Source organism: Mycobacterium sp. URHD0025, from assembly GCF_000426065.1.
GTDB lineage: Bacteria > Actinomycetota > Actinomycetes > Mycobacteriales > Mycobacteriaceae > Mycobacterium.
Genome location: NZ_AUEQ01000001.1, coordinates 92970 through 105221 on the forward strand (window position 1 = coordinate 92970; position 12252 = coordinate 105221).

6 protein-coding genes are annotated in these 12252 nt (G+C 65.9%); 5 read left to right on the forward strand and 1 reads right to left on the reverse strand.

Annotation, left to right across the window (positions count from 1 at the left end; all coding sequences use genetic code 11):
• Positions 1 to 23: 23 nt before the first annotated feature.
• Positions 24 to 995: an ABC transporter substrate-binding protein gene (locus tag H977_RS0100490; RefSeq protein WP_029106019.1), complete on the forward strand. Its 972-nt coding sequence runs from the start codon at positions 24 to 26 to the stop codon at positions 993 to 995.
• Here H977_RS0100490 and H977_RS32185 read toward each other — a convergent pair.
• On the reverse strand, positions 965 to 1795 hold the full coding sequence (locus tag H977_RS32185; RefSeq protein ID WP_051288486.1) for a hypothetical protein: 831 nt from the start codon (positions 1793 to 1795) through the stop codon (positions 965 to 967). The two genes, H977_RS0100490 and H977_RS32185, sit on opposite strands and share 31 nt — an antisense overlap.
• Positions 1796 to 1891: 96 nt before the next feature.
• Between H977_RS32185 and H977_RS0100500 the strand changes: the two genes are divergently transcribed.
• From H977_RS0100500 to H977_RS32190, 4 genes are all read left to right on the forward strand, one after another.
• On the forward strand, positions 1892 to 2611 hold the full coding sequence (locus H977_RS0100500; protein WP_029106020.1) for an MBL fold metallo-hydrolase: 720 nt from the start codon (positions 1892 to 1894) through the stop codon (positions 2609 to 2611).
• Between the two features lie 19 nt (positions 2612 to 2630).
• On the forward strand, positions 2631 to 3197 hold the full coding sequence (locus H977_RS0100505; protein WP_051288487.1) for a hypothetical protein: 567 nt from the start codon (positions 2631 to 2633) through the stop codon (positions 3195 to 3197).
• Between the two features lie 9 nt (positions 3198 to 3206).
• A complete protein-coding gene (locus H977_RS0100510; RefSeq protein ID WP_029106022.1) occupies positions 3207 to 3827 on the forward strand; it encodes a TIGR03085 family metal-binding protein in 621 nt (206 codons plus the stop codon).
• A 69-nt stretch (positions 3828 to 3896) separates the two neighbouring features.
• Entirely contained in the window at positions 3897 to 12236 is an 8340-nt protein-coding gene (locus H977_RS32190; protein WP_502691121.1) for a BTAD domain-containing putative transcriptional regulator, read from the forward strand.
• Positions 12237 to 12252 lie beyond the last annotated feature (16 nt).

Sequence of the window (12252 nt, forward strand, 5' to 3'; positions counted from 1 at the left end):
CCACCGGACAAAGGAACCCATCTGTGAAGACCCCACTTCGGCGCATCGTCGCCGCTGCCGTTGCCGCTACCGCCCTCGCTGTCGCCGGTACCGCCTGCACCGACACGGGCACCGCGAACGCCGATCAGCTCACCGTCGGATTCGTCGTCGACCCGTCCTGGGCGCAGATCCCCGTTGCGACCGACACCGGGCTGTTCAGCAAGCACGACGTGAACGTCAAGGTGGTGAACTTCCAGTCCGGTGTCGAGGCATTGCAGGCCGCGGCCGCAGGCCAAGTGGACATCACCACCGCCGCCGATGTACCCACCTCAGCCGCGCTGACCCGCACCCCCACCCTGCGGGTGATCGCCGACGGTTCCCGTTGGGAAGGATCGCGCATCGTCGCCCGGCGCAGTGCGGGCATCAACACCGTCGCGGATCTGGCAGGCAAGTCGATCGGCACTCCCCTGGGCACGAGTGCGGCCTACTACGTGTCGAATGCTCTGGCGCAGAACAACATCAAGGCCGAGCTGGTCCAGGTAGCCCCGTCCGCGATCGTCACCGCAGCCACCCAGCGCAATGTCGACGCCGTGTCGATCTTCCAGCCGTATCAGGCGCAGACCATCGAAAGCCTGGGCGACGACGCCGTGGCGCTGACCGGCGGAACCTACAACCAGCACAGCCTGTTCGTCGCCACCGAGTCGGCCGTCACGGCCAAGGGCAAGGCGATCAGCGCCTTCCTCGCCGCCCTCGGTGACGCCGGAACTGCCCTTTCCCAGCACGACAAGGCCGCCACCGACGCGGTGGCCAAAGCCACCCAACTGGACCCCGAGCTGCTCGGCACCGTGCTCGGCGAGTTCGACTTCACCCTGCAGCTCAAGCCTGACCTCGCGGACAAGCTGGCCGAACTCGGCGCTTGGGCCAAGACCCAGAAGTCCATCGCTCCGGACACGCAACTGCCCGACTACGCGAAGTTCCTCGACAATCAGTTCCTGCCGGAATCCAGAAGGTCCTGAGGCCGAGCGGGCGCGGGATCGGGCCGCGCCCGCGCTCGCCGGTCGCGCCGCCGCAACAGCGCCGTCCCGATCGCTCCGATCACCACCAGGTCGGCGGCCAACCCGCTGCCGATCGTCGCCAGTAGCCAGCCGGCCACACCGGTGGCCAGGACGAACGGGGGCACCCACTCGAACACCCGTGACCAAGACGGCAGCGGGTGGTGCGGGTGTGCCACGTCTTTGGCGCGGGCGTACTCGGGATAGAACTCGGTGACGGAAACTGCGAAGAACAGGGCACCCAACTGCAGGATCCAACCGGTCCAGAAGTTGTCGGTACTGCCGTAGACCACATCCCCGAGGAACCCGACGGAGGCCGAGAACCCGAACGCCGCCGCCCACACAGCGGTCACCACCATGTTCGTGCGCTTGAACAGCGGCGTATCCCACCGCTCCGATGGAATGACGTCGCGGGCATAAGCCGTTGTGTAGGGCCGGCCGATCATCAGGCCGGCAAGGGCGAAGAGCGCCAGCGAGGCGTTGGTGATCTCGCCCGACCACATTTCCAGCCACGCTTTCTGACCGCTGGAGGCCGAGAGCCCGACGAGTGCCAACAGCACGAAGTAGCCCACTCCGAGCCCCTCCAGCACGTGCACAGGGATGTTGCGGCGCCAGGTCAGCAACAGCACCAGCAACGAGAGGCCGAGGGCACCCGTCACCGCGATCTCGTAGCGGCCGGGACCGGCGAGGATGGCCATCAGCGCCCACGGCAGGATTCCGGACAAGGGCGAGTCCAGAAACGCGTCGAGCGCTTTGCCGAGCACGCGACGACTGTAAGTAACGCAACTGGGAGAATCCCAAGACGGCAAAACCCATCCGACGAAACTCCACGGGCGGACCATGTAGTCATGGCCTTCGACCTGGAAACACGCGTCGACGAGATCGCCGCGGACGTCTACCGCCTGTCCACGTGGGTACCCGGGATCACCGAGCACGGCTTCACCTTCAACCAGTTCCTGCTGACCGGGGATGAACAGTTCCTGTTCCACACCGGACAGCGCTTCCTGTTCCCGCAGGTCTCGACGGCCATCGAGCGGGTTCTGCCGCTGGCTCGGTTGCGCTGGATTTCGTTCGGACATCTGGAAGCCGACGAGTGTGGCGCGGTCAACCAGTTCCTGGCGGCAGCACCTGACGCCCAGGTGATCCACGGACCGCTGGCCATCATGCTGTCGCTGACCGACATGTGCGACCGTCCGCCGGTAGCAGCGCCTTTGGACGGTGTGCACGACACCGGTGGGCATCGCCTGCGGTTCATCGCCACCCCACACGTGCCGCACAACTGGGAAGCAGGGCTGTGGTTCGACGAGACCACGTCGACGCTGCTCGCCGGCGACCTGTTCACCCACACCGGCCAGTGTCCGTCCCTCACCGAGTCGGATTGCGTGGCACCGGCATTGGAGGCCGAAGGGCTCTTTCACGCCACCGGCCTGACCACGAATCTGACGCCCACGTTGATGCAGCTCGCCGAGCTGAGCCCCACCACCTTGGCGATCATGCACGGCGCGTCGTTCCACGGCGACGGTGCCGGGCAGTTGCGCACGCTGGCCGACGGTTACGCGGGGCTGTTCGGCGCGTCATAGCCCGTCGTCATCACGAGCCATGCGTAGCCTTGGCGCCGTGAAGGCGTGGCAGTCACTGAGCGCCCTGCTGGCCGCGGGTGTGCTGTTGTCGGGCTGCCAATCGAGCATCGAGGGCACTCCGAGCACCAGCCCGCAGTCACCGACCGAGCCGAGTTTTCCGACCGCTCGGCCCACGCGGTCCAGCCCCCCGCCCTCGCCGAGCACCACCTCCGCGGCTCCACCCAGCACCTCCCATGCACCGTCCGGAGCCAGCCCGCTGCAGCCACAGAACGGGTATGTGTTCATCGAGACCAAGTCCGGCAAGACGCGTTGCCAACTGTCCAAGCAGGAGGTCGGGTGCGAATCGGATTTCGCCGACGCCCCGGTGGTCGATGGCGACCACGCGAACGGGGTCAGGCTCACCCCCGACGGCAAGATCAAATGGGTGCTGGGCAATCTCGGCGACATTCCGGTGGTCACCCTCGACTACCGCACATACAGTGCGGTGGGCTGGACCATCGATGCGGGTGAGGACGGCACGCGCATCAGCAATGACGGCACCGGGCACGGGATGACCATCGCTGTCGAAGGGGTGAAAACCTTCTAGAGTCGTTTCATGAGTATCGCTCGGCGGGAACGTGCCGCACTGGTCGAGTCCATGCGTGCCGCAGGTCCCGATGCGCCCACCCTGTGCGAGGGCTGGAACACCCGTGACCTGGCCGCCCACCTGGTGGTGAGGGAGCGTCGACTCGATGCCGCACCCGGGATCCTTGTGCCTCAACTCGCCGGTTACACCGAGCGGGTTCAGCGCAAGGTGGCCGAAAGCGACTGGGCCGACCTGATTGACCAGATCGCTGCGGGCCCTCCCCTGTACTCCCCCTTCAAACTGCTCGACCCACTGGTCAACGTGGCCGAGATGTTCATCCACAACGAAGACGTGCGCCGCGCCCAACCAGGCTGGGAGCCAAGACCTCTCGATGATGCGACGGTATCCGCGCTGTCCCGCGGAATCGGTGCGATGGCCCGGATGACGATGGGTAAATCCCCCGCCCGGGTGACCCTGACGACACCGGCGGGCAAGGCACTGGCCACTGTCGGCTCCGGCCCGGAGGTGACGGTGACCGGTGAGCCCGGTGAGCTGCTGTTGTTCGCCGCCGGCCGCGAGCCGGCGCGGGTGGAGTTCTCCGGCGACGACGATGCCGTGGCCGCGCTGCGTGCCTCCCGTCGCGGGCTGTAGAACTGCAGGTAGTGCGCAGCTTTACTCGTTCTTGACCATGTGTTGAATCGTCAACCAGACGATTGCTGCGTGAGTACGCTTCAACAGGTGGAGCTGGGGGTTTTGGGACCTCTGCAGGTCCGGCAGTATGGCCTGCCGGTCACAATCCCGGGCGCCAAACCCCGCGCCATCCTCACGCTGCTCGGGCTGCACGGCGCTTCGGTCGTGCCTGCCGACGTGCTCGTGGAACTGCTCTGGGGTGGCAGTCCGCCACGCACCGCGGTCAAAGCGCTCCAGACCCATATCTCCTCACTGCGTCACGCCCTCGGCGACGGTTTCGTGCTGACCGAGGGCACAGGCTGGCGGCTGAGCACGACCGAGATCGATGCCTCGCGTTACAAGCTGGCTGCCAGGATGGGCCGCGACGCCATCGCCGCCGGCGACACCAGCGGTGCAGTGGCTCGCTTCGACGAGGCGCTGACTCTCTGGCGCGGCAGCCCTGAACTTCCCGATAGCTCGCGCGGCGTCTCCGAGAAGACCCGCTGGATCGAGGGCCACGCCGCGCTCGTCGAGGACCGGGCCGATGCGCTGCTCGCGACGGGTCGCGCCGCGGAGATCATCGGTGATCTGGAGGCTGCGATCGCCGATGCGCCGCTGCGCGAAAGGCGTTGGGGCCAGCTGATGCTCGCGCTCTACCGCGCAGGCAGGCAAGGCGAATCCCTTGGCGCTTTTCAACGCGCCCGATCGCTGCTCGCCGACGAGCTCGGCGTCGACCCCGGACCCGAGCTTCGCCGGCTCGAAGCCGCCATCGTCGCGCAGGATGTCGCGCTGGAAATTCCAGTGTCACAACAGCTTACGGTAGTCACTCGCGCGGTGACCTTTCTACTGACCGACATCGAAGGGTCCACGGCCGCTTGGGAGGCAGACGCCGACGCCATGGCGGCGGCGCTGGCCCGACACGACGAGCTCGTCGAACAGCTCGTCACGTCACGCGGAGGGCGGCTCATCAAGACGCGGGGCGAGGGCGACGCGACGTTCTCCGTCTTCGACCGGCCGTCGGCGGGCGCCGCCGCGGCCATCGAACTGCAGGAGGCGATCCGCCATGAGCCCTGGGCGCTGTCGGAACCGCTGCGCATCCGGGTTGCACTGCACACCGGCGAGGTCGAACTTCGCGACGGCGACTACTTCGGCCGGGCGGTCAACCGCGCCGCCCGCCTGCGGTCCCTGGCTGCGGGTGACCAGATCCTGTGCTCGGGGGCGACGGCCGAACTGGTCATCGACTCACTCGCGGACGATGTGGTGCTGGCCGATCTGGGGATGCGGCAGCTACGCAACCTCGCACGCCCGGAGCACGTTTTCGAACTCCGCCTGGAAACCTCCGGCGATTCCCGGCCTCCCACGACGGACACACCGATGGAGCGCCCGGGCCCACCCGCGGTGCTGGCCGGTCCCGGACCGTTCGTCGGACGTGGCCGCGAGCTGGAGCGACTCTTCTCCACGTGGCAGAACACGCTCGCCGGTGGCACAACCGCGGTGTTGATCGCCGGCGAACCCGGTGTGGGCAAAACCCGCCTGGCCGGCGAATGGTCCCGGCAGGCATACGAGCACGGTGCCGTCGTGCTCTACGGGCGCTGCGACGAGGACCTCGGTGCGCCATATCAGCCCTTCGCGGAAGCCTTGCGGTCGCTCGTACCCTGCCTCGGTGCCAATCGATTACGTGCGCTTCGCGGCGTCGAAGCGCTCCTTTCGTTGGTGCCCGGGCTCACCGACCTCATGCCGGACCTCGCGGCACCGACTCGAGCCGACCCGGACACCGAGCGCTACGCGCTTTTCGACGCCGTCGTCGAGGCGTTCGGAACCGCCGCCGCCAACGCACCCATCGTCCTGGTCCTCGACGATCTTCACTGGGCGGGCAAGCCGACACTGCTTCTGCTGCGCCACCTCCTTCGCTTCGGCGACGGCACCCGCATCCAGATCGTCGGCACCTACCGCAGCACGGACCTCGACCGCTCTCACCCACTGGCGGCGATGCTCGCCGACCTTCACCGCAGTGCTGGTTCTGGCTCCGCCACTCGCCTCCAGCTGGGCGGGCTCGACGAGGACGACGTGACCGCCTACGTCGCCGGGGCCGGATACGACGACGAAGAGCTGGCCCGGGCCTTGGCGTCGGTCACGGGCGGCAATCCGTTCTTTCTCATCGAGGCACTGCGCCACGTCGACGAAAGCGGTGGCCGCTGGGACCCGAGCACCTTGCCCCAAGGTGTTCGTGAAGCCGTGAGCCGCAGGCTTTCCCGGCTTTCGGCAGACACCAACAAGGCCCTTGCCGCTGCCGCGGTGGTGGGCAGCAGGTTTGCGATCGAGCTGGTTGAGCGCGTCATCGGTGATGACCTTGTCGACGCATTCGACGATGCGTGCAAGGCGGGCATCATCATCGAGGAGCCGGGCGGTCTGTACCGGTTCAACCACGCCATCGTCCGGCAGTCGCTGCTCGCGGAGCTGGCATCGGTACGGCGCATGCGGCTGCATCAGCGCATCGCCGCGACCCTCGAGAACGAGCCGCAGGCCGAGGACGAGCTGCTGGCCGAATTGGCCTACCACTATTTCGAATGCGCATGGGCGGGCAATGCGGCCAAGGCGGTCGACTACTGCCGACGTGCCGCCGACCAGGCGATGGCACGCCTGGCCTACGAGGGCGCGGCCGAGCTCTACGACAGGGCACTGCACGCGCTCGAGGAACTCGACGAGGAACTGCCCGACCGCGACGACCAGCAGGCCGAGCTGCTTGTCGCACGCTGCGAGGCGCTACTGGCAGCGGGTGACGTCGCTTCGGCGGCGGGTGCGGTGTCGCAACTGCAAGAAGCCGCAGGCAATTCCGCACGTCTGGCGGCCTGGGGCACGTGTTTCGACGGACAGCTTTCGATGCTCACCGATCCCGAGCGCCTCGACGAGATCGAAGCCTCGTTGGGGTCTGCGGCCGAGCGGCTGGCCGGCCTTGAGGACGCCGCGGGTGAGGCCAAGGCCCAGACTGTCCGGGCCGCGTGCCTCGGCCGCCTCGGGAGAGTCGCCGATTGCGAGTCCGCGTTGGACCAAGCGCTCACGGCGGCGCGACGCGCAGGTGATCATCGCCAAGTGAACGCGGTGCTGGCCGGGGCGCCACTTGCCGCGCTGTGGGGCCCGAACCCCGTACCGCGCGCGGGCGGACGATGTCTCGATGTCGTACGGCTGCTTCGGATCACGACGGGATCACCAGTCGTGGAAGCGACGTCGACGAGGTGCCAAGGGGTCCTGGACGCGTTTCGCGGCCGCGCTGCCGCGGGACGGCAGCTGATCGACTCCGCCCGACGGTCACTCACCGAACTCGGCATGCGACACGCACTACTTGAGGTCGACCAATTCGCAGGCATCGTCGAGTTGGTGGCCGACGATCCTGCGGCCGCCGAGCCGTATCTGCGACGCGCCTGTGACGGATTCCGTCGCATGGGTCTGGACGCCGACACAGCCGAGACTGCCGCCTTGCTCGCCCGCGCTTGTCTCGCACTCGACAGGGGCGACGACGCCGACGAATTATGCACCGAGAGTGAGCGTCTCGCCGGCCACGATTTGAAGGCATCGATCACGTGGCGGACGGTCCGGGCGCAGCTGCTGGCGCGTGCCGGTGCTCATGAGGAGGCTCGTCGGGTGGCCGAGGAGGCCGTGGCCATTGCCGCGCGCACCGATGCGCTGGTCGACCATGGCGATGCGTGTCTTGCCCTCGCGACGGTGTTGGGCGCCGCCGGAGACGCTTCAAGGGCACGGGCGGCCGCTGAGCAAGCGGTCGGCCTCTATGAACTGAAAGGCGCCGCGGCACTTGCGGAGAAAGCGCGCGACCTTCTTGGGAAACAAGACCTTCCGACCCCGCCCGCTGCATCCGCTCAACCCGAAGCGCCGGTCGAGATTCACAGCGCGGCCATCCAAGCGTTCGAACGTGCCGCAGCGGCCGTCGATGCCGGGGAGTGGGACGAGTTCGAACGGCTGTTTACACCCAGCGGCTCCGTGGAAAGCCGACGCAAGCTCGTCGGCTTCAAGCGGACCGACTTCTCACAACAGGAAGTGATACACCAGACCAGGAGCGATCTCGAGAACGGGATCATGCGGGCGGCCCATGTCATCCTTGCCGTACGCGGCAAGCGTCTCGCCCTCGCACGGGTGAGCATAGGCACTGTCGATGAAAGCCCGGGCGCGCCGCAGGACGAATTTCTCCAGCTGTGCGGCGTCGACGACGAAGGCCGAATCGCACTGCAGATTTGGTTCGACCTCGACGACATCGAAGCGGCCCTTGCCGAACTGGATGCCATCCATGCGCGATCGGAAGATCAATCTTCTCGCCTGCGGCTCGAGAACACCGCAAGCCGAGCCGAGCAACGACTGAACGCACTCTTTGCCGAAAGCCGCTGGGACGACATTGGCGCCATGCTCAGCGACGACATCGTGGTCGAGGAGAGGCGACAAGCAATCCGCCGAGAGAGCAACGGCCGCGCCACCTTGATCACGGAGATGCGCGTGATCGCCGACCTCGGGGTCAAGAACACGACGTCAGAGGTACTTGCGACCCGCGGGGACCGCCTCGTCCTCAGTCGCGTCACCTTCACTGGTCGGGACAAGCGACCCGACGCGTTTCGCACCGAGATACTCCGCATCGGGCAGGCGGGTGCCGACGAGCGGATGGTCGCCACTGTCACCTTCGACCCGGGCGACCTCGACGCCGCCTTCGAGGAACTCGACGCGCGGTACCTCGCCGGTGAAGCGGCGGCTCATGACCACACCTGGTCGATGGTTGTGGATGCCTACGCCGGATTCAACCGGCGGGAGCTCGCCGCGACGCCGCCGGACTGGGTGAACATCGACCACCGTCGCGGTGCTGGTTTCGCTCCCGGCGAAATGATCGCGTATATGCAAGCCGCGTGGGACGACTCGCCTGATACCAAGATCTACATCGAGGCGGTGCATCGGCTCAGCGGCCTCGGAGCGGTCGTCACCCATGTGGCGCATGGGATCTCGCAGGAGGGCTTCAATGCCGAGTGGCGAGATGTCCACGTACTGACGGTAAAAGGCGATTCGCTCGCCCGCTCCGAGCTGTTCGATGAGGCAGATCTAGACGCAGCGCTGGCGCGCTTCGACGAACTCAGCCAATCGGCGCGGCGGCTGGAAAATGCGGCAACGCGTGCATTCGGACGGTTCGAGTCGTCGTTCTTCGCCCGAGACTGGGACGCCATCGCTGAAGCTGCGACCGACAACCTCTCCATCGACGATCGCCGGCGGATAGTGAATGTCGGCATCCGATATGGCCGCGAAACCGCGGTCCAAGATTTGCAGGCGACCGCCGACATCGGCTTCGCTCTCAGCACGTCAGGCGTCACCGCGATTCGGGGCGAGTTACTCGCCCTCGTGCGGGTTAGAGGCTCGGGTACTGGGCCCGAGGCCATTCAAAACGATGTCCTCAACGTCGTCGAGGTCGACGCCGACGGGCGGACCGTGGCGGTGGTTGTGTTCGACCCCGACGACATCGACGCCGCCTTCGCGGAGCTCGACGCTCTGTATCTCGCCGGTGAAGCGGCTACACATCCGCGCACTTGGTCGGCGATCGCGTCGGCTTCCGCTGCACTCAATCGGCACGAACTACCGAATACCACATCGAATTTCGTCGACGTCGATCACCGACGAGCCGCAAACATCGACGCGGGCGGCATGGAGGCACTGCTTCGCACGGCGTTGGAGCTGACACCAGTCTTCTCGAGTTACATCGAGAACGTGCATGAGCTGAGCGATCTCGGAGGCGTGATCACACAGGTCGCCCATGGCACCTCGCAAGAGGGCTTCGACGCGGAGTGGCGGATAATCGGAGTGCTCACAGTCGCAGGGGAATCGATCGACCGCTGCGAGGTCTTCGACGAGTCGGACCTCGACGCTGCGCTCGCGAAATTCCATGAACTCAGTCAGCCAACACCGAGGCTGGAAAACGCGGCGAGTCGGGTGTACGAGCGCTTCAACGCCCACCTCAGAGCTCGCGACTGGAATGCCATGGCAGAACTACTCGCCGAGGACGTTTGCGACGACGATCGCCGACGGGTGGTGAACATCGGCATACAACGCGGTCGGGATACCCAGATCGCGAACCTTCGGGCTGTCGTCGACGTCGGGGTCAAGGACATGGAGTTAGTCACCATCGCTACCCGGGGGGAGCGTCTCGCACTCACTCGTACCCACGTGTCGGGTAGCGATCAGCGGTCGGAGCCGTTCGGCCTTGAGCTGCTCAGCATCATCGAGATCGCTGTCGACGGCCGGATCGCGGCAGGTATCGCGTTCGACACCGAGGATCTCGACGCTGCCTTCGCGGAGCTCGACGGCCGCTATCTTGCCGGCGAGGCTGCGCCGTACGGGGACACGTGGTCGGCGGTCATAGGCGCATACACCGCACTCAACCGGCGTGAGTTTCCCGAGACTGCCCCTGATCACGTGAGCATCGACCATCGGCGGGTAACTTCGTTCGCACCCGGCGATATCAAGGACTACACCCGACTTGCTTGGAACCAGATGCCGGACATCAGCTTTCGCATCGCGGCAGTCCGCCAGTTGACCGGCCGTGGGGCTGTCGTCACTCACGCGCTGCGAGGAACCTCGCGCCAAGGATTCGAAGCAGAGTGGCGCGAGATCCACCTCATGGTGATCGAAGGTGGCCTCTTCACTCGAAGCGAGATGTTCGACGAATCGGACCTCGACACTGCGCTCGCACGGTTCGATGACGTCACTCCGCCGACCCCACGGCTCCAGAATGCGGCAACTCGCGAATATGAGCGCTTCAACGCGTACTACGTCACCGGCGATTGGAAGGCATTGGGCGCCATAATATCCGACGACTTTTGCGCGGACGATCGTCGTCGGTTGGTGGGACTGGGGCGCCAGCAGGGTCGGGATGCCGTGATCGCCCACGCGCAGGTGACTGCCGAACTTGGTGTCATCAACGCGACATCGACCGTTGTTGCGACCCGAGCGGAGCGCCTCGCTCTGATGCACTCCCGATTCTGGGGCGACGACAATCGGCCCGATGCATTCGACACCGAAGTACTCCACATGATCGAGATCGATGCGGAACGGCGGGTCACGGCGTTCATGGCATTCGACGTCGACGACCTTGACGCCGCCTTGGCGGAACTCGACGCGCGATACCTCGCCGGCGAGGCCGGCGAACACGCGCATACATGGTCGGCGATCACGGGCGGCTATTCCGCGTTCAACCGGCACGAGATGCCGTCGACAACGCCAGACTGGGTGAACGTCGACCACAGGCGAGCGCGGGCATTCGCACCGGGGAACCTGACCCCTTACATTCGCGCCACCTGGGATCTCGCGCCGCAAGCCACCGTCTCGGTCGAAGCCGTGCATCGGCTGAGTGATGTCGGAGCGGTCGTCTGCCAGGTCACTCGCGGATCGTCAAGCGACGGATTCGACTTCGAATGGCGGGAGATCGCGCTATTCACGGTCGATGGTGACTGGATCAGCCGCATCGAAGTGTTCGACGAGGCCGACCTCGATATCGCGCTGGCCCGCTTCGACGAGCTCGGTCGGTCGGCCAAGCTGAGCAACATAGCGAGTCGTGTGTTCGACCGCTTCCAGAAGTGTTTGGCAGAAGCCGATCTGGATGCGATGGCGAACCTGTTGGCCGACGACATCTGCAGTGAGGATCGTCGTCACATCGTAAATTCCGGCATCCGGCACGGACGGGATGCCGCTCTCGAAGACGCCCGCGTAATCGCCGGACTCGGCGCCGGGATCACAGCGACAACAGTCCTTGCGACACGCGGTGAGCGGCTGGCGCTCAGGCACTCTCAGTACGCAGTCGGCCACGAACAGACCAGTGCGTATCAAGTCAACCTTCTCGAAGTCGTCGAACTGGATACCGACGAGCAGATCGCCGCTGTCATAACCTTCGAACCCGACGACCTCGATGCCGCCTTCGCGGAGCTCGACGCGCGCTATCTTGCCGGTGAAGCGGCCGCGCATTCGCAGATGTGGTCCGTGATGAGGCAGGGCTACGCCGCACTCAACAGACACGAAGTACCAGCGGCGACACCGGATTGGGTCACCATCGACCACCGCGTTCGTGAGACGTTCGAGGCAGACGATCTCGCCGCGTATATCCGCTCCGCGTGGGATGTCGCCCCGGACGTGAAGGTCTACATCGAGGCCGTACACCGACTCAGCAACCTCGGAGCAGTCGTTACTCATACGGCCGATGGGAGATCGCGAGGTGGCTTCGTCGCCGAGTGGCGGATAGTCGAACTTCTGATGACCGCAGCCGACGGCACCAACCGCTGTGAACTATTCGACGAGGCAGACCTCAATATCGCGCTCGCCCGCTTCGATGAGCTCGGTCACCCGGCCACGACCACTTGAGATCGCCGATAGGCTG

Excerpts from the sequence above, each read along its gene's own strand:
- H977_RS0100510 (WP_029106022.1), top strand. The coding sequence starts at position 3,207 with ATGAGTATCGCTCGGCGGGAACGTGCCGCACTGGTCGAGTCCATGCGT.
- H977_RS0100505 (WP_051288487.1), top strand. The coding sequence starts at position 2,631 with ATGCGTAGCCTTGGCGCCGTGAAGGCGTGGCAGTCACTGAGCGCCCTG.